This window comes from Fuerstiella marisgermanici, assembly GCF_001983935.1.
Taxonomy (GTDB): Bacteria; Planctomycetota; Planctomycetia; order Planctomycetales; family Planctomycetaceae; genus Fuerstiella; species Fuerstiella marisgermanici.
The window spans coordinates 7246867-7272131 of sequence record NZ_CP017641.1; the positions used below are offsets into that span (position 1 = coordinate 7246867).

At 56.6% G+C, this 25265-nt stretch carries 19 protein-coding genes; 5 read left to right on the forward strand and 14 right to left on the reverse strand.

Translation table 11 applies throughout. The annotated features are described in order from the left end of the window. Positions 1 to 48 precede the first annotated feature (48 nt). Genes Fuma_RS27215 through Fuma_RS27240 form a run of 6 tightly spaced genes read right to left on the reverse strand, consistent with a single transcriptional unit; the run spans position 49 to position 11656 of the window. On the reverse strand, positions 49 to 2475 hold the full coding sequence (locus Fuma_RS27215) for a glutamine amidotransferase (RefSeq protein ID WP_083732365.1): 2427 nt from the start codon (positions 2473 to 2475) through the stop codon (positions 49 to 51). Further along, entirely contained in the window at positions 2472 to 6662 is a 4191-nt protein-coding gene (locus tag Fuma_RS27220) for a DUF4175 family protein (RefSeq protein ID WP_077026889.1), read from the reverse strand. Before Fuma_RS27220 ends, Fuma_RS27215 begins: the two co-directional genes overlap by 4 nt. Positions 6663 to 6678: 16 nt before the next feature. Then, positions 6679 to 8835 carry a BatA domain-containing protein gene (locus Fuma_RS27225; protein WP_077026890.1) on the reverse strand — a complete coding sequence of 719 codons (2157 nt, stop codon included), beginning with the start codon at positions 8833 to 8835 and terminating at the stop codon, positions 6679 to 6681. After that, a complete protein-coding gene (locus Fuma_RS27230; RefSeq protein WP_218922312.1) occupies positions 8835 to 9746 on the reverse strand; it encodes a DUF58 domain-containing protein in 912 nt (303 codons plus the stop codon). Before Fuma_RS27230 ends, Fuma_RS27225 begins: the two co-directional genes overlap by 1 nt. Beyond that, entirely contained in the window at positions 9743 to 10771 is a 1029-nt protein-coding gene (locus Fuma_RS27235) for an AAA family ATPase (RefSeq protein WP_077026892.1), read from the reverse strand. Before Fuma_RS27235 ends, Fuma_RS27230 begins: the two co-directional genes overlap by 4 nt. Before the next feature lie 18 nt (positions 10772 to 10789). After that, a complete protein-coding gene (locus Fuma_RS27240) occupies positions 10790 to 11656 on the reverse strand; it encodes a DUF4159 domain-containing protein (protein ID WP_077026893.1) in 867 nt (288 codons plus the stop codon). Between the two features lie 210 nt (positions 11657 to 11866). Between Fuma_RS27240 and Fuma_RS27245 the strand changes: the two genes are divergently transcribed. Further along, complete coding sequence (locus Fuma_RS27245; protein WP_077026894.1) at positions 11867 to 12784, forward strand: SMP-30/gluconolactonase/LRE family protein; 918 nt, start codon at positions 11867 to 11869, stop codon at positions 12782 to 12784. Here the strand turns inward: Fuma_RS27245 and Fuma_RS27250 are convergent, their stop codons facing one another. Beyond that, positions 12785 to 14071 carry a hypothetical protein gene (locus Fuma_RS27250; RefSeq protein WP_077026895.1) on the reverse strand — a complete coding sequence of 429 codons (1287 nt, stop codon included), beginning with the start codon at positions 14069 to 14071 and terminating at the stop codon, positions 12785 to 12787. A gap of 162 nt (positions 14072 to 14233) precedes the next feature. On the opposite strand from Fuma_RS27250, the gene Fuma_RS27255 reads away from it, so the two are divergent. Together Fuma_RS27255 and Fuma_RS27260 are read left to right on the forward strand one after the other, a co-directional pair. Continuing rightward, entirely contained in the window at positions 14234 to 15421 is a 1188-nt protein-coding gene (locus tag Fuma_RS27255) for a pyridoxal phosphate-dependent aminotransferase (protein WP_077026896.1), read from the forward strand. A gap of 19 nt (positions 15422 to 15440) precedes the next feature. After that, complete coding sequence (locus Fuma_RS27260) at positions 15441 to 15764, forward strand: hypothetical protein (protein WP_077026897.1); 324 nt, start codon at positions 15441 to 15443, stop codon at positions 15762 to 15764. 22 nt (positions 15765 to 15786) lie between these two features. On the opposite strand, the gene Fuma_RS27265 is transcribed toward Fuma_RS27260, so the two are convergent. Beyond that, positions 15787 to 16506 carry a YqjF family protein gene (locus Fuma_RS27265; RefSeq protein ID WP_077026898.1) on the reverse strand — a complete coding sequence of 240 codons (720 nt, stop codon included), beginning with the start codon at positions 16504 to 16506 and terminating at the stop codon, positions 15787 to 15789. Between the two features lie 279 nt (positions 16507 to 16785). Between Fuma_RS27265 and Fuma_RS27270 the strand changes: the two genes are divergently transcribed. Together Fuma_RS27270 and Fuma_RS27275 are read left to right on the forward strand one after the other, a co-directional pair. Beyond that, complete coding sequence (locus Fuma_RS27270; RefSeq protein ID WP_077026899.1) at positions 16786 to 17199, forward strand: ribonuclease E inhibitor RraB; 414 nt, start codon at positions 16786 to 16788, stop codon at positions 17197 to 17199. Between the two features lie 304 nt (positions 17200 to 17503). Continuing rightward, positions 17504 to 19327, forward strand: coding sequence for an IS1634 family transposase (locus Fuma_RS27275; protein WP_077026532.1), 1824 nt, complete (start codon positions 17504 to 17506; stop codon positions 19325 to 19327). Between the two features lie 177 nt (positions 19328 to 19504). On the opposite strand, the gene Fuma_RS27280 is transcribed toward Fuma_RS27275, so the two are convergent. The 6 genes from Fuma_RS27280 to ahcY all read right to left on the reverse strand — a co-directional run bounded on the left by Fuma_RS27280 (position 19505) and on the right by ahcY (position 25164). Then, entirely contained in the window at positions 19505 to 20050 is a 546-nt protein-coding gene (locus Fuma_RS27280) for a PspA/IM30 family protein (RefSeq protein ID WP_077026900.1), read from the reverse strand. A gap of 35 nt (positions 20051 to 20085) precedes the next feature. Next, the gene (locus Fuma_RS27285) at positions 20086 to 20703 is read right to left on the reverse strand and encodes an RNA polymerase sigma factor (RefSeq protein ID WP_077026901.1); all 618 of its coding nucleotides are present in this window, start codon (positions 20701 to 20703) and stop codon (positions 20086 to 20088) included. Between the two features lie 67 nt (positions 20704 to 20770). Then, positions 20771 to 21514, reverse strand: a complete 744-nt coding sequence (locus Fuma_RS27290; RefSeq protein WP_099091833.1) for a 3-keto-disaccharide hydrolase — start codon at positions 21512 to 21514, stop codon at positions 20771 to 20773. Between the two features lie 221 nt (positions 21515 to 21735). Beyond that, positions 21736 to 22272: a carboxypeptidase-like regulatory domain-containing protein gene (locus Fuma_RS27295; RefSeq protein ID WP_145944411.1), complete on the reverse strand. Its 537-nt coding sequence runs from the start codon at positions 22270 to 22272 to the stop codon at positions 21736 to 21738. 248 nt (positions 22273 to 22520) lie between these two features. Further along, entirely contained in the window at positions 22521 to 23732 is a 1212-nt protein-coding gene (locus Fuma_RS27300) for a lactate racemase domain-containing protein (RefSeq protein ID WP_158521155.1), read from the reverse strand. Positions 23733 to 23832: 100 nt separating this feature from the next. Next, a complete protein-coding gene (gene ahcY, locus Fuma_RS27305; RefSeq protein ID WP_077026905.1) occupies positions 23833 to 25164 on the reverse strand; it encodes an adenosylhomocysteinase in 1332 nt (443 codons plus the stop codon). Positions 25165 to 25265: the final 101 nt, after the last annotated feature.

A 25265-nucleotide genomic window follows, 5' to 3' on the forward strand; every position in this document is an offset into this window, starting at 1 on the left:
CGAGCACAGTCCATTCGGCACACCATCACTCGTCCCATTCGTCTTGTATCAGGGCAGGCCCTGCCGTCTTCTCAGCGTCCAGTCCGTCACAAAACAACCAACGGCCGCCACGAACACCCACCACTGATGCCACATTGGCCACGACCACACTTCCACCAGCGGCGCATCGGTATGAGACAAGTCGTCGACGAACGAATCCAGGTCGTCGATGGAAACAACTCGGCCTTCGGTCGCCGTGGCGATGTCATTCAGGAATCGGCTGTTCACATTGACGGACGCCATTTCTTCCTGATCCGGCTGACTGGCCCAACCAATTGTTCCCGTGAGTTCTTCCGGTTCGGTTTCCGGATCGTTCACCGTGGCGGTCACTTCTGCCGTGTAGGCGCCAGGATCGACAGCGGACATCACGACTTCAAACCTCCCAATTTCATCCTCGGCAGGTTCGCCCGCGATTTCCACCTTCGAACCATCGGGTTTCGTGACGACAAACCGTACGTCCGCGTCTTCGCGAAGTTCAAAGTCTCGGCCTTTTAGATCGGCAACCAGTTTTACCGTTCCCAACCCGAGTGCCGGTTGCGGTTTGATAGAAACGTCCAACCGCTTGGGGACATCGCCGACCAGCCAGCGCACCATCTGACGACAGGCTCGTGCATGATCGTTGAGATCTTCTTCCGGGTCTTCGCCTGCCGCAATGGGTTGGTCAAGAGGATTGCGCGCCTGCAACGAAAATTCCTGCAGCCGTCGGCGGCCTTCGTTCATTCGCCACCGCCACAGGTCGCCCACGCACAATGCAGCACTGCGACCTCGGCCAAAACGCTGAGTCACCAACGCTGGAAACTCGTTGCCCGCATTGTCGGCCACTTTGGCCATCACGACGGCGCCAGGGCGGATAAAGCTGGCCGCGTTTAGTGTCACAAAGCCCGGCATTTGAGTGACTCGCAGACGTTCGGCGTCTTCATCAGATCGCAGTCGCACCCAAGGTTGCAACCAGCCTTCTCGCGTGAGGCTTAACTGCACCGGACCATTTGGCCCGGGCAGCTCGCGATGCAGGTCGACGGGCAGCAGTTCCCCCACCGGAGTGCGATCGTATTCGCCCTGTCGAAACGATTCCTGGCCGCCCATCATCAGGAAGCCGCCGCCACGTTTGGAAACGAACTCGTAGATCAGTTGCAGTTGATCGGCTGTAAAGAATTCGCTTTCGATGTCGTCAAGGATGAGGGCATCGTAGCCGAACAATTCTTCTGCTTTTTCAGGGAATCCGCCTTCCAGTTCGGTTTCGTCTTTCGTTCCCAAACGCACCGATACCGGTTCGTCAAATTCTTCCGCGAGTTCCTGTTCGGTTTCATCGAAGCCTCGAAACAGTGAATTGGAACTCTCGCCTTCGTGTCCGCGAAAATCGAATTTGGCTTCCTTTTTCGCGATGCGGATCAGCCCCACAAGTTCCGTCTGAGGATCCGTTTCGACGGCTCGCCGCAGAAACTTGTATTCCCAGTTGGGACGCCCAGACACGTAAAGAACTCGCCGCTTGTCGCTACCACGATCGACCGCAATCAAGCGTTCGTTGTTAACGGTTGTTGCTTCGGTTTCGATCGGTTCCTCATTTTTATCCAGCAATGCAGCCTTGACGGTGTAGAACACGGTACCGCCGGTTTCAGGTCGAGCTTCAAACCGTACGGCTGATTCATCACCTGCGGTCTGAATTTTGGATTCCAGCGGAACGCCGTCCTGGTCCAGCAATGTGAGCTGCACTTTTTGCCCGTTCAGGTTTGTGTGTCTGGTGCGTACCTGAATCGTGACCGGAGCGTCATCGAAGGCCGTTTGGTTCACCGTGACAGCCCCGATCGCGACATCGGCCGCTTTGGAATCATCGTTGACGATCACGGGGTAAACCGGCGCCAAGGTCTTCAACTCATCCAGCGAAGCGAATTCGTCGGTCGCGTTGCCGTCGGACAGCAGCACAATGCCCGCCAGCGGCTGTCCCGCAAACCGCTGTTGCAATTGCTCCAAAGCTGAGCACAAGTTCGATGCCGGGCGATCAAAGTCAGTGTCTTCAAACGATTCGACTCGTTCCAGACGATCACTGACGGCGTAACGCTGCAATTCAAAATCCTGATCGATACGATTGATCCAGCCATTCGGTTCGCTGCGTTCCCCGGAATTAAGAGCCTGTCGCAACACGTCGGCTCGCGTTTTGTCGCCGGACGTCGTGACCAGATGGCTGCGGCTGACGTCCGTCACAACAGCCAACACGTTCGCTCCTCGCCGTGGTCGAGCAGAACTCCACAGCGGATTGACAAGACACGCACAGATCAGCAGCCAGCCGATGATGCGGCAGGCCGTGGCGATTCCCAACATGGCCCGACGGTGTCGGCTTACCCACAGCGCAAGCAGGATTCCGACGGCAGCAACGGCAACCGTTGGCCCAATCCATGAACGGTCACCGACGACGATGGCAGCGAGCATGAAACTGATCACTGATCCCCTTCCCGACTCTGACCGAGCAACTCGTAATACCGTCGGACTAATTCGTCGAATTCTTCCGGCACCGGCTCGCGATCGATTGGCACCATCGACCGGTCGCCGCCCATTTTGGCCAGTTCCTGGTTGATGCGTTTCTGCAGAGACGCCATTTCATTTAGTAATTGCGAATTCACCAGGTCCCATTGCGGCTCTTTGCCGTGTCGACGAAATTCAGCACGAATCGCGCGAGCGCGATCGCGTACCTGAGCGACCTGATTTCGCAGTTCCGGGTCGTCCAGAATTTCTTCTACTTCTCGAAGCCGATTTGACCAATCTTTATAGTCGTCACCGGTCAGTGGCCGTCCTTCGTTCTGACCTCGCCCGCCGTTAATGTTTTCACGACCGCCTCCCAGCAGGAATGAGCCACCGTTGCGTCCGCCGCCGCCACCTTGCGATTGCTGCTGACCGCCCGGCTGTTGGCCCTGTCCGGATTGCTGGCCCGCCTGTTGGCTCTGGCCTTCGCTCTGACCTTGCCCTTCGCCCTGTCCCTGCTGCCCTTGCCGGCCCTGTTGGCCCTGTTGGCCCTGTTCACCTTGCTGTTGTCCCTGTCCCTGTCTTTGACCTTGGCCCTGGCCCTGGCCTTCACCTTCAGACTCACCTTGTTCTCCCTGTCCTTCTTCCTGCTGACCAGACTGCTCTCCCTGTTGCCCCTGCTGGCCGGGTTGCTGCCCTTCTCTCGGTTGGTCTGACTCCTTGCCTGTGCCTTTGCCCTGTTCCTGTTGTGAATCGCTCTGGCCATCACCTGGCTTCGCGGCATCACCAGATTTCTGCTCACCGAGCTTCCGGCCTTCAGAGTTGCCTTCTTCTCTGGATTTCTGAGCGCCCTCACGAGGCTGGCTGGCCGCCCCTTCCCCCGGCTTCGGCTCGCCGCCCTGCGGTTGCCGTTCGCTTCGCTGAGGTTCGCCTGATTGTCGATCCCCGACTGCCTGACGCGGCTGTTGTTCTGGTAAAGGCGCTGCAGCTCGCTGAATGCCCTGCTTCCGATCTGTTGCTTCACCAGGCGATTGAGATTCCCCATTGCGTGCTGCGTCGTCCGACTGCCGCGTGGCACCTTCCGGTTGCTGCTGTTGTCCCGTTGCGTTGGCGACTTCCGACGCCAATTGCTGCGACAGTGCCTCAATTTCTTCCTGAGCTCGCCGCAGCGATTCTTCTTCGCTGCCCAACACGGCGTCGGCCGCCTGTTCGATGCCTTTGGTCAAGTCTTCAATGCCCTCGCGAGCGATCTGTTCGGCCTGCTGACCTTGATTCCACAGTCCGCGGCTAACCAGAATTTCGGTTGCCTCCAAAGCCTCTTCCGGCTTCATTTTTCGAGTGTCGCGGATGGTATCGTACAAGCGGCGTGACATTAGAGGTTCACTATCTTCGGCTTCTTCGACAAGCTGTTTGGCCTGTTCCAGAATTCGTTCCAGTTCGTCGCGTTGTTGAGCCACCTTGTTCTGCAATCCTTCGCGATCACGGTCATTGCGTAAAGTTGGCTTGTTAGCATCATCGCCTTTTTCCGGTTGGCCCTCGCCTGCCAGCTCTTTGGCGATCTCATCCTGACGTTCGGTCATTGACCGAGCCTGCTCGCGGAGATCCCGCATGGCTTCGCTAAACTGGTTGGACGTCTGATTGCGAAAGTCTTCCTGAAGTCGATCGAACTCCCGCTCGGCTCGCGTGCCTTCAGAAATCGCATCCTGCAGATTGCCTTCATCCATCGCTCGCGACGCCTGCTGAACTCGTTCGCGAGTCTTTTCGACCTGCTCACGAGTTTCCTGGTTCTTTTGCTGTTGTTGGGCCGACTGCTGATCCATGGTTTCCCGCAGTTCGTCCACATCGCGCAGCATTTCCCGCTGCTCGTCGCGAAGACGTTTCAGCTCTCGTTCGATCTCATCCTTTTCTTCCTGCGTTTGCGCGGCTCGCAGTTCTGATTCCAACTGTTTCATACGTTCGTTCAGCATTTGCTGACGTCGAGCCAGTTCTTTCAGGCGATTCAGAATCTGAAGCTGCTGGCTTTGTTCGGCGTTTTGTTCCTGTTGCTGCTGAGCCTGTCGTTCGGATTCGTAGCGGTTGCGTTCGTTGTCCAGTTCGAGCTGGTTCAGCTGTTCCTGCGAAGCACTGTTTTGTTCCTGCCCTTGCCCCTGAGACTGGGACTGCGATCGAGACACTTCGTACTCTTTAGCTCGCATGCGCATCAGGCCGGCAAAGGCCGATTGTTCGGCGAGTAGCGCGTCGGACAATGTGGAATCCTGCCGTTGCTTTTCAAACGCCGTGAGCGAATCGACGGCCTTCTGCATCTGAGCCTCAACACCCTTCGCAAGTTTCATCATCTCAGCATCGCCTGCCGTTTCTTCCTTTGCTTCCTGAAGCTGTCCGATCGCTTCCTGCTGCGATTCCTTCACCACGCCCACGTCTTCCACCGCCTGCGCGGTTGCTCGTTCACGGCGTCGCGATTCTTCCCATGTGCGTTGAATGTTGAACGTGGCGATCATGATCTGCCGCTGCAACTGCATCAGTTTCTCGGCCGGTCCACCCTGTTGCTGCTGCTGTTGTTGTTGCTGCTGAGACTGCTGTTGGGATTCCCGAAAGATTTCCTCGAAGCGGCGAACTTCCGCAAACATCATGTCGCTGGATGTACGGCGAGGCATTCCATCTGCCGCGATGTCTTCGACAAAGAAGGTGTAAGACAGCAATTCGTCGGGTGCGGCGTTTAGTTTTTCGAGCTCGATGGTGTGTTGGATCTTAAGCTGCTTTGCGACGCCTGACGAATCGGAGTCCTGACCGCCAACCAGTGACACGTCTGCTGTTTCTCCATTGCTAAGCGTGTACGACACTCCGAAATCACTGAACCCGAAGTCGTCTGTCGCTTCGGCTTCAATTTGAAATTCCTGCAACGGCGAGACGTTGGTATCTTTGCCAGGGAAAGTCACCTTGATCTTCGGTCGCTTATTGCGAGTCACCTTTAGCGAAATCGTCTCTTCTTCAGCCGGCGTGCGGCCATCGGCGTCTTCGAGGTACACGGCGAATTTTTGATCATCGATCGCTTCGAATTCGGCCGTCACCGCGTTTGAGTCTGAATCAATGGAAGTGAGCGGAATGACCTCGCCATCGTCCGTGCGCAATTCGGCAACCACAACGGGCTTGTTCAGATGCAGCGTTAACTGGACCATTGAACCCTCGACAGTCGTGACGCGCAGAGTGTCTTCCACCAATTGAGGTTCTTTGTTCGCATAGGCCGGCGGAGTGATCAGCGCATCTGCCTGTTCAAGCCGCGGCCGGACATAGGTGCTGATCCTGTAGCTGTCTGAAACGCCGCCCTGACTACGGCTCGCGTTTTCCGACGCCAGCAACGCTCCAACTTCCACCACCGAATTCCCAAACACCACGCGATACGTGGCGTCGCTTGCGACACTGCTAACTCGAGCGGCAAAAACACCGGCATCGACAGTGGGATCCATCTCGAACGTTGCACTTCCTGCTTCTGTGCTTAACTGCAGCACGGCATTCGTGGGCAGCACTTTTCCGAATCGAGCAACCACCGTCAGCGCAGCGCCGCGTTCCATTTCGACGTCACCAGGTTCGATGGCCAGTTCTGTTGCACCGATCGCTTGTTTTTCGCCCGTGCCAGCGACGGCCATTAACGCATTCGACGTACCGAGTTCCCGGCCCCAGCGACCAGCGGCAACGACGCCGGTAATCAGAAAGCAAAACGCCAGAAAGCTGAGTGTCGACCAGGTCAGAATCTGGCGACGAGGCACCACCGAGCGCCAGTCGGACCCGCGAGCAAGCTTATCGGCTTCATCAATGACCCAGTCGTTCAAAATCGAAGCGTGCGGCTGAGTGCGCGCGACCGCGTCGGCTCGGACAGCCGTCAAAACCGCATCGTTAAGTTCGGGGCGGTTCTTTTCGACCAGTCGAGCAGTTTCCAGAGCCGTCGGCTTCGGCACCTTCCAGCGCGCGAGGATAAGGCCGCCCATGGTGATGCCCAGCAGCACCAGCAGCGTCGTGGAGATCAAGCCGGACAGTTGCGGCAATATCATCGAAAGGACGATTGCCGGCACCAGCAGAAGCAGCCAGCACATCGCCTGCCTTCGCAGCACTCGCAGCTTGTACAGCCGCTTCGCCACCATTTGCAGGCTTCGTTCGAGGACGGTTCCGGTCATGGTTATATCCCTATTGTTACGCTTCGATCGTGCTTCGTCGTTCAATCGCCGAAGCCCACAGCGATTCCAGTAACAAACATCCCAAACCTGACAGCAGCAGCCATCGCCACCACTTCTGTTGCTTCTCCAACTCGTTGGCACTCAACTGACCGGGCGGTGCATCGTCCGAATCGCCAGCGTTCATTGCCAATTGTTCGCCGCTCGCCGGTTCAACACCAATACCAAGAACCTGCAACTGCCCGATCGGCAGCATTTCGGTACGAGATTCCGCTGCTCCCAATCCCGCGATCAGTGAAACATTGTATTCCCCATCGTCCGCCTTTCCCGTAATCGTGTAGCGGCCGGGTTCGTTCAGAACTACGGTCGATTCCGAAGAAGTCGAACCTTCCGCAGCTGCGGCGGACACAGCGGCGGCTGTCGTTTCGGTGCCATTGGGAAACGAGATGCTCCAGTCGTCCGACGAAACCAACTGTCCTGGCCGGATCACATCACCGACAGTTTGAATCACCTGATCCTTCTGAGCCGGACTGGCCAGCGACAAAATCCGAGTCAGCAGCGGTGCGAACCGGGTCGACAGTGCCCATTGGCTGTCTGCTGGGTGCCAACCCGTGGCCAACAGGATGACGCGGCCGTTATCTCCATGAGGAAGTTCGGCGATCGCGGGAACTCCGGAATCGAATTTTGCGACGACCGTCCATTCGCCTTTCTGCCTTTCCTCTTCGTTAAACACAAGGTTGCGATGTTGCCAGAACCGAATCGATGAAAAGTCGGCAAAGCGAGCATCGGAAAAGGTTGAGAACAGCGGATGATCGAAATCGATCTGACTCAGCATCGCATATTCATCGACGTCCGCTTCCTTCACTTCGAAGTTCGATGGCAGGAATGTCTTCACAGACAATACAGCATCGATCGAAGGCGGTGCCATCAGCAGCGTTCCCGACCGATCCAGAAAAGCCGACAGCGAATCCAGCAACCCATCCGGCACCACGGCTGTCGCCACAACCAGTTTGACGTCGGCAGGAACCGGCAGCACAACGCCGTCTTCCTTCATCAGGTCGATCAGTTTCACATCGCGTTCCACGTTGCCATCCAGAACACGCTGCAGGTAATAGCGCATCGACTCTGGATCGTTTAACGTCGCCGGACCAATATGAGCCACCTTCACCACCGGACTTTCCAGTTCCGGCAAATCGATGACGTTATCAAACGGATGGTCGTCGCCTTTTAGTTCCACGCCCGCGACCGACTTACTCGCCGCCGGATCCAACGCGGGAAGAATGATCGTTCTGCGTTGTCCGGGGGCCACTGTCACCTTCATCGATTCCCCCACGGCGGCACCGCTGGCATCGAAGGGCTGAAGCTGGAATTCCTGCTGCACAGAATCTCCGGCACTGGCGATTCGCACGCGAGTCCGATCGGCTCGCCGATCTTTTACGAAGGTAACTCCGGCGTTGCCTTTCTTCGTGGGCTCAACGGTTTTGAGTTGGACCTCCACAGTGGCCGGCCATTCGCCGGATTTGAGTTCATCCAGATTGCTGCCGCGTTGAAAGTCGGTGATGAGTACCAGGCGCCGGCTCGTGACGTTTAACAGCTCTTTCGATTCCGCCGCCAGTTCGTCGGCGGCCGCTCGCATAGCAGACCCCGTATTCGTCGACAGCCAGTCGGGCTCATAGCTGTCGATGACGTTCTGCACCATCGCTGCTCGTTCATCCTGAGTGGCCGTCGCCCATTTGTCGCGAGACACCAAAGTCGCGGGTGACTCTGAGAATGTCATAACGCTTAGCAGGTCTTCGTCGTTGAGTTCGTCGATGGATTCCCTCAGCGTTTCCTGAACCTGGTCGTAAATTCCTTCGCGGCGCATGCTGGCGCTTTTGTCGATCAGAATGGTCACTGACTGCACTTCACCTTCGGCGGCGTCCAATGGAATGACTTCCCGAAGAAACGGACGAGCGAAAGCCAGTCCGATCAGCACGAGTGCCAGAATCCGCAACAGCATCAGCGGCCAGTGTTCAATATTGGACCGCTTTGTGAGCTTCGGCTGCGACGGCTTCAGGAATCGCACAATGCTGAACGGCATGTCCTGCGTGGGAGCTCGCCGCAACATGTGCAGCACAACCGGAATCGTTGCGGCCGCGACTCCGACGGCCGCGAAGATGGGGGTCAGAAAGTCCATTACCTGCGAACCCTCCGCGCATGCAGGAATTCAGACAGCACCAATTCCAAAGGTTCGTTGGTCACCGTTCGCACAAAGGCGGCCCCCAGCTTTTCGCAGACGGCCTGCACGGCTTCATTGTGCTCAGTGATCCGTTTCACGAAAGTGGAACGAGAGTCCTGCGGATCAGCGTAGATCTTTTGATTGGTCTCAAGGTCTTCAAACAATCGCGGCCCGTCGATGTTGAGATTCAGTTCGACAGGATCCAGCACCTGAAACACGACCACGTCATGCCCGCAGCCTCGCAGCAACTTCAGCCCGGCTTCGAACTGCTCCACCGGAGCCAGCAGATCTGAAATCAGCACGACAAAGCCACGACGTTTTAACCGTTGAGCCGCGTGTTCCAGAGCCTGTGCAGGATTGGTTTCGTTGCCCGACGTGGGTTCTTCCAACGTGACCATGATTCGCCGCAACTGTCCCGGTCGATAACGAGCCGGCACAACCATGCGCACTCGTTCGTCAAACAGCGACAGTCCGACGGCGTCTCCCTGGCGGTTCAACATCCACGACAGTGAAGCGGCAATCGTGCGAGCGTAATCGTGCTTGGTGTATTCGAGAGAACCAAACGACATCGAGCGACTGTAATCGGCCACGATGTAGCAACGAAGGTTCGTCTCGTCCTCGAACAAGCGAATGTAGCTGCGGTCGGTGCGAGCATAAAGTTTCCAGTCAAGGAACCGCGGATCGTCTCCCTGAGCGTACTGCCGGTATTCTGAGAACTCGACGGAAAACCCATGCCGAGGACTTTTATTCAGCCCCGTCCGAAACCCTTCCACCACGACCTTCGCGCGCAGTTCGAGCGATCGGATGCTCATGACGACCCGAGGGTCCATGAACGGGGCTTTGGCTGAAGTTGGCTCGGGCGAGGTCACGCCACGGCCTCCTGCTTAGGATGTGCCACCTGTTCCAGCAAACGATCGACCAGAGTTTCCGTCGTGATGCCTTCGGCTTCCGCGCGGTAATTGGGAAGGATGCGGTGGCGGAGAACCGGTTTGGCTAACGCCTGAATATCGGTCGTGGCCACATAGGGTCGGCCGTCCAGGAGTGCTCGAGCTTTGCCGCCGAGAACCATGTTTTGGCCGGCTCGTAATCCGGCTCCCCACGAAACCAGTTCGTTGATGAAGTCCGGTGTGCCAGCCTGATGAGGTCGCGAAGCCGCAGCGATACGAACGGCATAACGGACGACTTCTTCCGCAATGGGAACACGCTGCACAACCTGATTCAGCTCGCTCACAACACTGCCGGCAAACAGCGAACGAATCTTTTCGCGTCGTTTGGATGTGGTTTGCTGGACGACTGCCACTTCGTCGTCTTCCGGCAGATAGTCAATCAGCACGTTGAACATAAATCGGTCGAGCTGAGCTTCGGGCAGCGGATACGTGCCCTCCATTTCGATCGGGTTCTGAGTCGCCAGGACAAAGAACGGTTCCTGCAACGTATGGACTCGACCGGCCGCCGTCACCTGGTGTTCCTGCATCGCTTCCAACAACGCCGACTGAGTTTTCGGCGGGGTCCGATTGATTTCGTCGGCCAGCAGAACGTTGGCAAAAATCGGGCCGGGAATGAATCTCATTTCGCGGTGCCCTGCCCCGTCTTCTTCCAGCACTTCGGTGCCGGTGATGTCGGCGGGCATAAGGTCCGGCGTGAACTGGATGCGGTTGAAGTTCAGATCGAACAGTTGCGCGATCGAATTCACCAGCAACGTCTTCGCCAGACCCGGTGCACCGGTAATCAAACAGTGGCCGCCCGAAAGCAGCGAAATCAGCAATTGTTCGACAACGTCTTTCTGGCCAATAATGACTTTGGAGAGTTCGGCATCGATATCTTTGCGGAGCGAACGCAGTTGCGTGATGAGTTCGCGTTCGCGTTCCGGGGTGAGGTCGGCAAGTTCGGTCATGTGGGTTCCTGTGCTACATCAGTGGGTCATCGCGTAAAACACGATGTTGATTCCTAACGGGTACGCTTTCTTCTCAGAGAATTCTTTGAAGTACCATTCGCTGTACCCCTCGCGTTCCCAGCCGTCGCCGAGATCCGTGTTGTGGCAGATGATGGCCATCATGCGACCGTTGTCGTCATACAGGCCCTTGTAATGGACTTCGCGAGTGTCCGGTCCGCCTTCCCATGTGATCAGATTCCCGTCTCTGTCGACGTGGTTGGGGTGAGCTCGCCCCATCGCAGGAATCTGAGGACGTTCTTTCAAATCGTAGACGCAGTGAAAGATCGGATGTTCCAGCGGGATCTCACTTGCGTCGCGATCGGGGAAGACCCGCTTCATTTCGAACAGAAAGTTATCCAGCTGCGCCTGCCCCCAGAAATCGTCGACCATCAAAAACCCGCCGTTCAAAAGGTAACTGCGAAGAGCCGTGACTTCGGCCTCATCAAAATGCAGTGCGCCGGGTTCAATGATGTAAATAAAGGGATAGTCAAACAGTTTCGGGTCGGTGAGATCCAGGATGACGCCATCCGGATGTGTGTGCAGTGAAGTCAACTGCTGCAGGCGGTACGAAAAGTTAAGATCTGCGTCAGGGTAATCCGTATTCCATCGATCTCCCCGTCGCCCGCCGTAGCTGTTGTAGCGAATGCGGCAGAACGTAAAGACGTCGTCTTTGAACTTTTCATCAACCTTCCAGTCCGGAACGCCTCGGCGATCGGGACGACCATCCGGGCCGACTCGGCTTCGCCCGTATCCGAATCGACGGTAGCCACCGAATTGAGCAACCGCTGCCGCTGTAATGAGCACCAGCAGCATGGCAGCAATAACAGCGGTTCGTGAGCGATTCATGGCGTAGGTTCCTTCTGGATACGAACTTCGCAGTGTGCCATATGGCTTTCCTTCTGCCTACTGCGAATGAAGTGCCGATTCTCTGCTTTGTGACTTCGCTTTAGAAAGTGCCTGAAACGATTGCATTTTGGTGCTGGCTTGATTCCGTCGCCCATCCTCGAAATGATGGACGCATTCTGCCCCACTACTGCTAACACCGCGAGGCTCGTTATGTTTCGATCTGTTTGCCACGGTTTTTTATTGCTCACAATCCTCTCAGCCCCCCAGACTCAAGCCGATGACATTCCCGGCATCGGTCCCGTCGGGGATGCTCAGCGGCTTCACACAGACTTCGCGTTCACCGAAGGCCCGGCTGCCGATGGCAACGGGAACCTGTATTTCACAGATATCCCCAACAACCGCATTCACAAACGCGATGCAAAGGGAACGCTGTCAGTGTTCGCCGAACCATCCGGACACTGCAATGGGCTGATGGTCGTCGGTGACCGATTGCTCGCCTGCGAAATGGACGGGCAGCTCAAGCAGTACGACCTCACCACGGGCAAACAGACCTCTTTGGCCAGCAAGTACAACGGCGAACGCTTTAACGCTCCGAACGACCTGGTGATCGACAAGACCGGTGGCATCTACTTCACGGACCCGCGTTTCCGAGCGCCTGAACCGTGGCCGCAGGGCAAAGAAGCGGTCTACTACCGAGCAGCCGATGGCAAAGTGACTCGACTGATCGATGACCGCACGGCGCCCAATGGCGTTATTCTTTCGCCCGATGAAAAAACGCTGTACGTCGTCCCCAGCATGGAAAAGCAGATGTGGGCGTATGCCGTGGAATCGCCGGGGAAGATCAGCAAAGGCAAAGTCTTCTGCGAAGTGACTCAACCCGAAGGCAAAGACAACACAGGCGGCGACGGGTTAACGATCGACACCAACGGCAACCTGTACATCACAACAGCTTTGGGCCTGCAGGTGTTTGATAAGGCCGGCAAGCAGCTTGGCATTATCAAGATTCCGGAACACCCGGCGAACGTCGCGTTCGGCGGCAAGGACAACAAGACGCTTTACGTGACTGCTCGAAAGTCACTGTACGCTGTCGAGACCAAAGCCACCGGGCACGTGTTTCCTGGCAAGTAGCTATGGAGTCACAGCCGCCGCATAGACGCGATACCCGGCGGCGAGCGGATGGCCTTCATCGTGAGGCGCGTAGACCGGCGTTTCATCGTCGAGGGCCGCTGCGAGTGACGGCAGCAGATCAATGTGTTCAACCTGTTGTTGCTGCAAAATTACCTGAAGACGCGTACGGAGCTCGGTCTCGCGCTGCACCATCTGCTGCAGTTCGTTTGGCCACGAACTTTGGCCGCTGTGCGCGTTCTGAAAATAGACCGACTCACGAGTTGGAATCAACAAGACCGTCAGGCGCACTCCGGCCGCGTCGCAACTTTGTTTCGCATGAGCCAGCACTTGAGCTGTCTTGTCATATGCCGCGACGATCGGCGGGTCCGTTAAATCCATGTCGCCGCTGATAGAACGAATTCGCTCGTACGAAACGTAAGTCGGGTGGCGGGCATGAGGGATCTCAAAACCTGCTGGACGGCCGTACCGGGAGCGTTTAACCAAATGAGTCAGCGCACTGCCCGTGGCCGTGTGAAACTTAATCGCATGACGGAACGAGTTATCGATTTCGCGTTCTGAATCACGTTCCTGAATGCCTCGCGCGACATCACCCAGATCGTTGCCAACGTATAACCCAATCACAATCCGCTGCGGCTTCTTTTTGATGGCCTCGGTCACCAGCAGATCGTATTGCAGCGGACCGTAGCCGCCGACACCCATGTTGTAGACCGTCTGGCCGATCGCAGAACTCAACAACTGAGGCCACGCTTCCGTGGCCGCAGCGTTGAAGCCCTGGGTATGCGTGTCCCCGATCGCCACGATCGCCGCTTCCGTCACTGCTTCGGCATTGCGAAACCCGTTGTCGTCTACGTCGTCGAGTTTTGGGTCGAGCACGTAGCCAAGCTGAGGGTGCGGCACCATTGGGGGCGTCGTGTTGATGGGAAAAGACGTCACACACCGCAGCACGATTTCGGCCAGCACCACGGCAATCGCAAGTGACACGAAGACGGCCGTAAATCGCAGCTTCCACTGAGCGGGAGCCGTGCGAGCGATGCCGCAAATCATTCCGGCCGCCAGCAGGATGAGCAGCCCCAGCAGTCGCGTCGTCAGGCCGCCTGCGACCGAATACATGACGGCCGAAGCGGCCATGACAAGGCCCGCCGCCCAACAGCCAAGGGTGCCGATGAAACCGGAAGTCAGATCCTGAAGCGGTCGGGGAAGCTCAATTTCTCGCACAATTCCATCCCTGGAAAATAGGTCGTAGAGCCCCATATTGTAGGCGACGTTCGAAATTTCGAGCAACGGCAAGATACAGACGTGTTTCGGTCGATTCTGCCGAACCGGACTGGCACCCGGCTGTCACCAATCCTGAGAGGTTGCGACTCAGCGGCATCACGATGGTTGACCGCAACCTCACTCAGTCGCAGAATCGCCGCCACACAACCACCCCTTCTACAGCAATTCGAACTCATGCACACATCGAACCTCGTCAACCAGCTTGCCCCGTCCGCCACAATTGCCGCCGCCGCCAAAGCGAAAGAATTGCGTGACAAAGGCGTCAACGTTCTGGAATTCACGCTGGGCGAACCCGACTTCACCACGCCGGACCATATCTGCGCCGCCGCCAAAGCCGCGATGGACGCCGGCCACACTCATTACACGCCCGCCACAGGCATCCTTCCGCTAAAGCAGGCCATCTGCGATGCCTTTCAGCGCGACCACGGCGTCGCCTACAAGCCGACAGAAGTGACGATCAGCAATGGAGCCAAGCATGCACTGCACAACGTGCTGGCGGCGTGCTGTGACCCGGGCGACGAAGTCATCATTCCGACCCCGTTTTGGGTCAGCTACAGCGCCCTGGTCGAACTGGTCGGCGCAGTGCCGGTGCTGGTCGAAACGACGGAAGAATCCGGCTTCTGCATGACGGCGGACCAGTTTCGCGGAGCGATCACCGACAAGACTCGCATGCTGATGCTGAACAGCCCCAGCAACCCGACTGGAGCCGTTTATCCAGTGGACGCTCTGGAAGCGTTGGCCAACGTCGCGGTCGAAAAAGACGTGATCGTGCTGTCGGACGAAATCTACGACAAACTGATCTACGACGGCTACACCTTCAAGACATTCGCGTCGTTCGGCGATGAGGTCAAAAATCGCACGATCATCGTCAATGGAGTCAGCAAAGCATACGCGATGACCGGCTGGCGCATCGGCTGGACTCTGGCACCGGAAAACGTCAGCAAGGCGATCACCAAACTTCAAAGCCAACAGACATCCAACCCCTCCAGTATCAGTCAGTATGCCGCAATCGAAGCGCTGACGGGTTCTCAGGATTGCATCCCGGAAATGCTGGCCGAATTCCAAAAGCGCCGCGAATATGTACTCGGTCGACTGCGTAAGATGCCGGGGCTGACGTTCGCCGATCCTGGCGGCGCGTTCTATGCTTTCTTTAACGTCAGCAGTCACTTCGGCCGCGAGCTCCCCGGCGGAGCGACCGTCGACAACAGCAGCGACTTCTGCACGGCGCTGTTAGAAGGTGCTCATGTGGCACTGGTGACCGGCGATGCATTCGGAGCACCGGGTTACGTGCGGTTGTCATTCGCAACCAATATGGAAACACTGGAAGCTGGCCTGAATGCATTAGAGAAGTTTTTGTCGTAACAGTGCGCGGATACAGCACATGGGAACACTCATCCGACTGCTGATTCTTGGCTTGCGAGCAGTCGTAGTCGTGCTGATCTTTTACAGCCTGTGGCGGCTGATAAAGCCGAAAGCCACCTTCACGATTGTTGTGGATGAGCACGGCATGAGGTCTCACACGGGGATCAAAACGCTTGAGCAGCGTCGTTTGCTGGAACGGCTGCAGCGAACTCGTTTTGTCGAAGGTCGCATGAAGATCTGCGGGCATCACGATAGGAACGGCCGGCTGGTGCTGAATTTCTCCGGCCGAGTCTCCGCTGATGCTCAGCAGCAGATTCGTCAATTTCTGCAGAACGACGTGTAGATCAAACTTCGGCAAATCAGCGTCATGCCAGGAACAGGGGCGAGACCTGCACGTCAACGCCCGGGGAGTAAGCGACGTGGTCCGGTTCGATGTCGGACGAAATCGGGAACCCCGCCGCATCGGTCAGCGATTGCGAAATCTGCACGGATCGCAGAGGGCGATATTGATACGGATCATGATGGACCTGCCCGCATAGAAATCGCCCGTCCGGGCGTTGAGCGAACAGGTGGTAGCGCTCCAGCAGAAAGAACTCCAAACTACCCTGCTGTGCGGCCTGTAACGGCACGTCGGCATCGACAACAGCTTTGACCTCATAGTCACCGCCCGCGGCCCATGTGCGGCGCCCGTGGTATTCTGCAGTGTTGCTTCGTGTCAACAGTCCCATCTTGGCGTGAATGTAGTTCAAGTGCCAAAAGCGCCGGGCCACCGCAACCGCGAGCCGGTGATTGGCGTCAAGACTGAAGAACCACACGCCGGTCTGACCATTGTCGTGCTTCACGTATGTCCGCACATTCGTTTCCAGAAACCACGAAACAAGTGGCACGGCCGGCGACCACCATGGCCGAACGCGTTCCATGGAGAATGGGACCAAAGCCAGCCAGGCACTGCCGTCGAAGGTCTCCACTTTCAGACCGGCTGGCAATGCCGCCTGCATTTCTTCAGGGTCAATTCGCCAATGGATAAACGCCAGATTGCGCCAGGATTGGCAACCGACGATCTTTGGTTTAGTGGAGTTAGCCATGGGCATTTTTCAAACGGAGACACAATCGGTCGCACAGCCCAATCTGACGACTTGTCGTTATAGGTCGAGCACGCTGGAAGTCGAGCCGACAATGCTATCGCCTTTCCGTCTTCGACAGCAGTCGGCCAGTTCGGGAAATGTGCGACGCTGTCTGTCTGGAATATCGAGAAACAGCGGCAGCGGGTGAGAATCCCACGAAGGGATTTGTTGCAAACCTCGCATTCTGCAGTCGGGCGAGTATGCTTCGCGCCCAAACTCAATAACAAGGAATACTGCGTGATGGCTGAAGAATACCCCAATGACCTGGATGGTGACGTTTTGCGGATGATTGCCGAAGACGGCAATGACATGACTGTGCCCATGGAAGTTGACTTCCACGTGGCACTGCCGACGGAAGACGCGGCCAACACCGTGGCCGCCGCTGTGTCGGAACTTGGCTACGAAGCGTTCGTCGATTATGACGACGGCGAAGATGACGAAGACGTCACCGAAGAAGAAATCACCGAACCATGGACCTGCACCTGCCGCAAGGAAATGGCTCTGAAGTACGAAGACATCATGGCCGTGCAGGCGCAGCTTGACGAAATCGCCAGACCGTTGGGTGGATACTCAGACGGCTGGGGAACGTTCGGTAACCTTGAAGAAAACCAGCCGGAAGACGATGAGTTTTCTGACGATGATGAAGAAGAGTAAAACGACTTAGCTGGACAGCGCCATGTTGGTGCGAATGGTAACCCGAAGTGTAAGCGAGGTATCGAGTTGCGACGAATCCCTCGCTTACACTTCGGGTTTCCAAAAGCACGGCCCAACGCCCAAAGGTGGCGCTGTCCAGTTAGCCCAACTTCCCCAGCAGCGGCACAAAATGTGGTTGCAGAGAATTTATTTGGCGTGTTTTTGTTATCGATTTTCCGAAAGTCCAGCGTTTGAAATCTGAAACACGATGTAGTGACGACCTCTGATCTGGCCGGTCAGAGATCGATCGGTAGCATTTGCGATCATGTTCATTCGCCAATGCCATCGAATCAAAAACGGTCGTCGCCACGCCTACTGGGCGCTGGTCGAATCGTATCGCTCGGCCAGTGGGCCGCGGCAGCGGGTGGTCGCGTGGCTGGGGAAGCTTGACGAAGCCGGTCGACTGGGCGTCCATCAGGCGGCGGAAGTTTTGGCCGGTAGCGATGAGGTTGCACCCGGTGTCACCGCTGATCAGTCACAACCGCTCAGTCGACAGATGCGATTCGAGTTCGATGATGATGCGTCTGCCGTGACTCCGCGATGGGTCGAAGTCAACGCCGCCGGAGTTCGTGTGGAAAACCTGCGACAGTTCGGCGGGCCGTGGATGGCTCTGCACCTGATTCGCACGCTGCAACTGGATACGTTCCTGAGCAACGCGATCCCTGAAGGTCGTGAACTGGTCGGCTGGGATGTGAGTTCGCTGATTCTGATCATTGCGCGGCTGCTCGAACCTGCCAGCGAACTCTTCACCGCCGAACAATGGTATCCGAAAACGGCACTGCGGGATCTGCTCGGCGTGAGCGAAGAACGTGTGAACGATAATCGGCTGTACCGCACACTCGATCAGCTGCTGCCGCACAAGGACGCATTGGAAACGCATCTGAAGAATCGCCTTGGCCATCTGTTCGATCTCGAATACGACCTGCTGATGTATGACGTCACCAGCACTTACTTCGAAGGTCAGGCCGAACGCAATCCGCTGGCTCAGCGTGGCTATTCGCGCGATAACCGCAGCGACTGCAAGCAGGTCTGCATCGGGCTGGTGGTGTCTCGATGCGGAATGCCGCTGGGATACAAGGTGTTTGCCGGCAATACGGCCGACGTTACTACCGTGGAACACATCGTCGAAACGATGGAAGCACGCTACGGGAAAAGCGATCGCATCTGGGTCATGGATCGCGGCATGGTGTCGGAAGACAACATCGAATTCCTGCGCGAAGGCGGTCGACGCTACATCGTCGGCACTCCCAAATCGATGCTGAAGAAGTTTGAACACGAGCTGCTGAAGGAAGACTGGACCAGCATTCGCGATGGCCTGGAAGTCAAGGTCGTGCCGTGGCCCGGCAGCGACGATCCGGATGAATCGGAAGACTGCAACACATCGCCGGAGACATTCATCCTGTGTCGCAGTCGCGATCGATCAATGAAGGAAGAAGCGATCACACAGCGCTTCGAAAAGAAGATCGAAGAGTCGCTCATCCGCATGACGGCGCGGTGCGATAAACAGAAACGCGACCCGATGAAGGTCGAACGTGAGATCGGCCGGCTGCTCGGAAAGAACACTCGAGCGGCAAAGCTCTTCGACGTGAAAGTCACGAAGACAGATGACGGGGCCGCACGCATCGAATGGTCAAAGATCGAAGCTACGCGTGACTGGGCGACTCTGAGTTCCGGATGCTATCTGCTGCGAACCAATGTCAGCGACTGGTCCGACGAAGAACTTTGGAAGGCATACATCCAACTGACCGAAGCGGAAGCCGCGTTCCGAATTCACAAAAGCGATCTTTCGATCCGCCCGATCTGGCATCAGAAGGAGGAACGTGTTCTGGCACACATCTTCGTGTGTTTTCTGGCATACGTCCTGTGGAAGACGCTTGGTCAGTTGTGCAGCAAAGCAGGGCTGGGCGACGAACCGCGCCGTGTGCTTGCGGAGCTGTCGGAGATCCGTTCGATGGACGTCGTCCTGCCCACTCGCACCGGCCCGGAGATCCGCACCCGCTGCGTGTCAAAGCCCTCCGACCATCAGCAGATTCTTCTGGAAAAGCTGAGCCTCAAACTGCCCTCAAAAATAATCCAAAAGCAAATGTAGTGGAAACTTTTCGCCGCTCACCCCACAAAACACTGCCTTCGTGACTCGAGTTGGCGAAGTTGGGTTAGGCTCTGCCGCTAAACAGGTGAGCAACAAAGCGCCGGCCGCTGGTGGAACAAAAAACCGCAGCTAGCGCCGTGCGGCTAATGGGCAACTGTCGGATGACGGGACGGAGCCTTAGCCTTCCATCTGCTTTCGCAACTCAGCCAGTTCGGCTTCGACTTCGCTGCTCTTTTCCTGTTGAGACTGCGTGACCGCGTGCACGGCGGTTTCTGATTCCAGGCGAATTTCGGCCGGCTTGCCTGTCAGTTCCGCCATGCGACGGACGGCTTCGGAATAGCGAGCTTCCAGGGCTTTTTGAATTCGAAGCATGTTGCGATAGTTGGAATCGGACGCCTCCAGTTCCGGCTTCAATCCGTCGATCAGGTCTTCGACTTCCACTTTGCGAGTCAACGCTTCTCGAGCCGCTGATTCGTCGCCGTCGGTCAGCGACGCCTTGGCTCGCGACAGCCAGTCGTTCATCTGAGCCGTGTGGCTGGCGATCTCCTTCTCAAGGCGATCGCGATTGGTTCGCGACGTCCTGGCCACGCGTCGCGCACTGGCAAGTCCTTCTTCCATCTCCGCCAGCACTTCCTGAAGCGTTGTCTGCGGGTCGTCAGACGACTCCAGAATTTCACTCAGGCTGCAGGTTACGATGTCTGTCAGGCGGCTAAAGTGTGGCATGCGTTCGGGCTTTACTTCGGACCGGATTGGTAGGATCAGTTGTTTTCGGGAACGGTCTCTTCCGCGAAACCTCGGCAGGTCAGTTGGTAGCGGAGTTTCTCTTTGGCCAATCGCAAACGGCTTTTGGCTGTCGGCAGCGTCGTTGCCATGGCATCCGCCACTTCAGACAGCGTTAACGATTCGAAATGGTGCAGCATGAAGGTTTGCCGCTGGTCATCCGGTAATTCATCCAGCAACTCGTAAACGACTTCGACAACTTCCTCTTCTGCGACGCGAGCTTCCGCAGACACAAGATCACCGGGCATCAGGTTCAGCAAATCCGCCTGCTCGCCGTCGGCAACCACTGTGGCACTCACGCGACGAATCAAAGCGTCACTGGACTGCCGCCGCACGCTGTCAATCAACAGGTTGTGGGCGACTCGAAACAGCCAGCCGCGAAACCGCCCGGTGGGCACATAGTCCCACGCCTTCCGAAACAACCGCAGCAGAGTTTCCTGAACAAGGTCCTCAGACCTCTGAGCGTCGCGGATTCGACGGAAGAAATAGCCGTATAAAGAATCCTGCCACGCCGCCACGATGTCATCAAACGCGGACTGATCGCCTTCCTGCAGGCGAATCATCCGCTGATCATCTTCGGTATACGGTTGAGACATGCAGGAGCAGCCTGGCTGGCTTAGGCGATTCAGGCGTCGAGATCCACGTTAACGACAGAATGGACTACTACTTCAGGTGCTTGATGCGAATGTCCTTGAACTCCGCAAACATCGGCTTACCAGCATGAAGCTGAAGTGCCAGAATCCCTTCCGTAAGAGCTCGCTCTTCGCTGTCGGTGAAGTCCATCACAAGCCGACCGTTCATGTAGTGCCGGATGTGGCGGCCTTTTGCGATGATGGTCACTTCGTTCCATTCATCCACCTTAAACAGCTTTGCATATTCCTCGGCAGTGATCACAGGCTCGTCAGATACCTCCAGCTTGTCGCCCTTCCATTCGCCTTTTTGGCCGACAAGGATAATGCGTCCTCGTTTGCCAGTTGAACCGCCTTCGTCGTAGATGAAGCCGGACACATTGGGCAATGTGTTTTCGTTGCGAATTTCGTGCTGATAGCCCTGCACGACCCACTTGTTGCGAGCTTTGTCGCTTGTGATGTGCTTCGAACGATACTGAATGCCTGAGTTGTTGGACGCTGAGCAGCGAAAGGACAGACGCAGGTCAAAATCCTTCGTTTTGGTGTCCTGGCAGATAAGGAACGTATTGCCCTTGGCTGGTATTTCCGCCGTTGTTTCGCCATGAATGACTCCGTTTTCGACTTTCCAGAGTCGCGTGTCACCGTCCCAGCCGGAAAGATCTTTACCGTTGAAAAGGCTTGTCATGCCGGTTTCAGCCGGGGCTGACTTTGCATCGTCAGCGACGACGCAGGGGGCGACAACGAAAAACAGTGAAAACACAGTGAGTACGCGGGCCATTGAGGTGCTCCAATCGGAAGTCAGTTTGGTAAGGACGTGGCGTCTCATACTACCATTGCCGAAAGGCGAATTACACCGGGAAGTGCCCCGGCAGCAGCAGGAAATGGCGTACAAAGCCCCCTTGGCGTGACGATCCGCCAGCCGCGCATGAAAAAACCCGGCTCGATAAAGGAGCCGGGCTATTGAGCCGTTATCTTATTTCGCGAGGGACAGCGACGGCGTTAGCTGGCATCATCGTCGTCGTCAGCAACAGCAATTGGAATGATTATCGCCGCAGCAACGCCGATACCCAATGCAGCCTTTTCAACGGCCGTCAAACTGTATACCCAGTCCGAGATCCGGTTGCCACGTACAGTGGCTCCGTCGCTGGTCCTGACAAAAGCGACTGTCTTCAGCGACTTTGGTGGTGCCGTGCCCTGCGGCCAGACTCTTACGGCATACGCTACGCGATCAATTTCGACCACGCAGGTACCAGCGGTCAGGCTGGCGGTGCGAAACCGCCCCTTGTCGTCCGTTGTCAATTCCTGAGCCGCCTTTGCGATGTCCCTTTGGTCGCGGACGCGGATTTTTGAAGCAGCGACTGGCACACCTGCTGAGGTCAGAAGCTGCCCCTGAAGTTGACCTTCGACGTTGAGTTCAACGTTTCGCAGTTGTAGCCGAGTCGGCTGGACACCAGACGGTTGAGCGTCGGCTGCCATCGTAAAAGCGGGAGATGCGGTGAGAGAAAATACCAGCATCCATGAGATCGGGAATCGCATAATCTGTCCTTCGCGTTTGGAACGTCCAATGTCCTGTGGCCCACAGTCAGTTTGTCGACCGGCCAGCACTTAGACCTTCGCATCGTCCGCGACGACAACTTTGCTTTACCCGCCACCAATCCAATTCGGAAACATAGGTAAAACAGGCAGACAGGCAGTTACCCAATCCGCTTGGCATATTGCAGAATTCATTAAGGGAAACCCCTGCCATTCACCGAGGGGCCGCGGAACTGGCGTGGCGCGACTTGTCATAATGTTGCGGGAGCTACAGATTCTACCCACGCAAAGTTAGCATGAGGCAGCACGAAAGTCCGTTCTGAAGATTTGATCAGCCGCTGTAATTCCGCCTCTGATGTTAAGGGCAGTATGCCCAGCTCTTCGACAAACACAGGGTCGAGATTGCTGTGCAGGTAAATTCGAGCGTGGCTCATGGCCTTAATCAGTTGAGACACCTCAGCGGCATCGTGCAGCATTTCGCGCCGCAGCGGCTTGAGCAAGTCTTCAGGTTCAAGGCTGCGACGAAGCATCTCCATCGCGGGGCCGATTTGATTCGGCAGTTCGGCAACGACGGCAACGCGACCGCCGTCGCCCGCAAGGCGGACAGCCGTTTCAACTGCCGCGCCGACCGATTTCCAGCCGTTCGAGGCATTGGCCGGTACAGACACGACGACCAACTCGAAGGTTTCGTCAGCAGTCACCGCCCAATGTTGATGAAGTAATGTTCGGCCTGCCTTCATCACTTCGTCTGGCGCACCGCATAGAAATTCAATGGCGGAACCGTCGCCGCCGGGAATGACCTGCACGGCAAACTGAGTGCCCAGCAGCCACCCGATTTCGTCCGCGAGCACTCGCAGAGGCCGCGAATCGCCGGGCGCGAGATCGTTGTCCGTGGGCCGCGCCGCGTTGATCGATTCCGTGTTCGAAAACGCCGGGTAGATGGAACTGTTCGTGCCGCGATAGCCAAACGTCGCGTCGAATCCGATTCTGCCGATGGTGACGACAAGGTCGGCGTCAGTCAGGTAATGAGACAGGTAGATGCGTTCGCCACCGGCCGAACTGGCGAGGTAGCTTCGCTGCTGTTCATCGGTCGGATCATGAACATGGATTGCCACCTGATTGCGAACGTGGACCGGCAGGCCGTCGATGATTGCTTTCCAGTTGCTGCCGTCGGGATCGGCGGGAAGCAGTAAAGTGGCGTCCAGTTCTTCGCCGTGAGAGGCCTGAAATTGCTCCCAAACCAGTGTGATCATGTCCGCGACGCCTGGCGTGTCTGGATCGACCACAAGCGCAACTCGATCACCCGGCACCACACATTGTTCAATCGGCGGCAGGCCCAAGGGAGACTGCAAAGATGTCGCCAGCGACGCGACGACTGACTGATTGTCCGCATTGAAGACGACGGCAGATTCGGGAAGCTGCAATACGGCCTTAATCTGCCCGCTGGTGAGTTGGTAATTCATGACAGTTCGTTCGCGTGAATCGAAAAAGCCCGGCATCAAGACGATGCCGGGCGTGGTTCAGTCAGTTTCAAATCTGAAGTCCAGAACGTCAGATCTCACATCAATAGCGGTAGTGCTCTGGCTTGTATGGGCCATCGACAGGCACATTGATGTATTCGGCCTGATCTTCGCTCAACACTTCCAGCTTGACGCCCAGTTTTTCGAGGTGCAGACGAGCGACTTCTTCGTCCAGTTCCTTTGGCAGAAGGTGAACGCCAATTTCGAACTTTTCGAGTTCCTGCCACAGAGCAAGCTGAGCCATTACCTGGTTTGTGAAGCTGCTACTCATCACAAACGACGGATGACCAGTCGCACATCCCAGGTTGACCAGTCGACCTTCTGCCAGCACGATCAGAGCCTTGCCGTCAGGATAAACGTACTTGTCGACGGGGCCACCTTCGTCGGCTGGCGTCTTGATGCTGATTTTCTGGATGTCGCTGCGATTGTTCAGGTATGCAATCTGAACTTCGCTGTCGAAGTGGCCGATGTTGCAGACGATCGCCTGATGCTTCATCTGGTCCATGTGATGGCCGCAGATCACGTCTTTGTTGCCGGTGGTCGTGACGAAAATATCGCCCATGGCAGCAGCTTCTGCCATGTCGGTGACCTGGAAGCCTTCCATGGTGGCCTGCAAAGCACAGATCGGATCGATTTCGGTGACGATAACACGAGCACCAAGACCGTCCATGGCGGCAGCACAGCCTTTGCCGACATCGCCGTAGCCGCAGATCACAACAACCTTACCAGCCACCATCACGTCGGTCGCTCGTTTGATGCCGTCAGCCAGGGATTCACGACAGCCATACAGGTTGTCGAACTTACTCTTCGTGACCGAATCATTCACGTTGATCGCAGGGCACGCCAGCTTGCCGGCTTTGTGCATCTGGTGCAGGCGGTGAACGCCGGTCGTCGTTTCTTCAGACAGCCCTTTGATGTCGGCCATCAGTTCAGGAAACTTTTCGTGAACCATCAGCGTCAGGTCGCCGCCATCGTCAAGAATCATGTTCAGTGGCTGACCGTCCGGGAAGTGCAGAGTCTGCTCAATACACCAATCGAACTCTTCTTCGCTCATACCCTTCCACGCGTAAACGGGGATGCCGGCCGCAGCCATGGCAGCTGCCGCGTGGTCCTGAGTTGAGAAAATGTTGCAGCTTGACCACGTAACTTCAGCGCCCAGTTCAACCAGCGTTTCGATCAGCACAGCAGTTTGAATTGTCATGTGCAGACAGCCGGCGATGCGAGCACCCTTCAGAGGCTTGGTGGCCCCGTGCTTTTCTCGCAAAGCCATCAGACCTGGCATCTCGATCTCAGCGATTTCGATTTCTTTTCGGCCCAGCTCGGCGAGCTCGATATTGGCAACTTTGTAAGGGAGCTTTTCCGTAGCGGTGCTCATATTCTGGGGTCTCTGTTCTGATTTCGAGTGTCAGGAAGTTGAGTGTCGACGCAGGAATCGCGGCGTCTGAAAGAAGTACCGAAAAGTTTGCGGACAGACCA

Excerpts from the sequence above, each read along its gene's own strand:
- Fuma_RS27290 (WP_099091833.1), bottom strand. The coding sequence starts at position 21,514 with ATGGCCCGCGTACTCACTGTGTTTTCACTGTTTTTCGTTGTCGCCCCC.
- ahcY (WP_077026905.1), bottom strand. The coding sequence starts at position 25,164 with ATGAGCACCGCTACGGAAAAGCTCCCTTACAAAGTTGCCAATATCGAG.
- Fuma_RS27265 (WP_077026898.1), bottom strand. The coding sequence starts at position 16,506 with ATGGCTAACTCCACTAAACCAAAGATCGTCGGTTGCCAATCCTGGCGC.
- Fuma_RS27220 (WP_077026889.1), bottom strand. The coding sequence starts at position 6,662 with ATGACCGGAACCGTCCTCGAACGAAGCCTGCAAATGGTGGCGAAGCGG.
- Fuma_RS27245 (WP_077026894.1), top strand. The coding sequence starts at position 11,867 with ATGTTTCGATCTGTTTGCCACGGTTTTTTATTGCTCACAATCCTCTCA.
- Fuma_RS27300 (WP_158521155.1), bottom strand. The coding sequence starts at position 23,732 with ATGAATTACCAACTCACCAGCGGGCAGATTAAGGCCGTATTGCAGCTT.
- Fuma_RS27260 (WP_077026897.1), top strand. The coding sequence starts at position 15,441 with ATGGGAACACTCATCCGACTGCTGATTCTTGGCTTGCGAGCAGTCGTA.
- Fuma_RS27280 (WP_077026900.1), bottom strand. The coding sequence starts at position 20,050 with ATGCCACACTTTAGCCGCCTGACAGACATCGTAACCTGCAGCCTGAGT.
- Fuma_RS27240 (WP_077026893.1), bottom strand. The coding sequence starts at position 11,656 with ATGAATCGCTCACGAACCGCTGTTATTGCTGCCATGCTGCTGGTGCTC.
- Fuma_RS27270 (WP_077026899.1), top strand. The coding sequence starts at position 16,786 with ATGGCTGAAGAATACCCCAATGACCTGGATGGTGACGTTTTGCGGATG.
- Fuma_RS27275 (WP_077026532.1), top strand. The coding sequence starts at position 17,504 with ATGTTCATTCGCCAATGCCATCGAATCAAAAACGGTCGTCGCCACGCC.
- Fuma_RS27235 (WP_077026892.1), bottom strand. The coding sequence starts at position 10,771 with ATGACCGAACTTGCCGACCTCACCCCGGAACGCGAACGCGAACTCATC.
- Fuma_RS27225 (WP_077026890.1), bottom strand. The coding sequence starts at position 8,835 with ATGGACTTTCTGACCCCCATCTTCGCGGCCGTCGGAGTCGCGGCCGCA.
- Fuma_RS27295 (WP_145944411.1), bottom strand. The coding sequence starts at position 22,272 with ATGCGATTCCCGATCTCATGGATGCTGGTATTTTCTCTCACCGCATCT.
- Fuma_RS27255 (WP_077026896.1), top strand. The coding sequence starts at position 14,234 with ATGCACACATCGAACCTCGTCAACCAGCTTGCCCCGTCCGCCACAATT.
- Fuma_RS27285 (WP_077026901.1), bottom strand. The coding sequence starts at position 20,703 with ATGTCTCAACCGTATACCGAAGATGATCAGCGGATGATTCGCCTGCAG.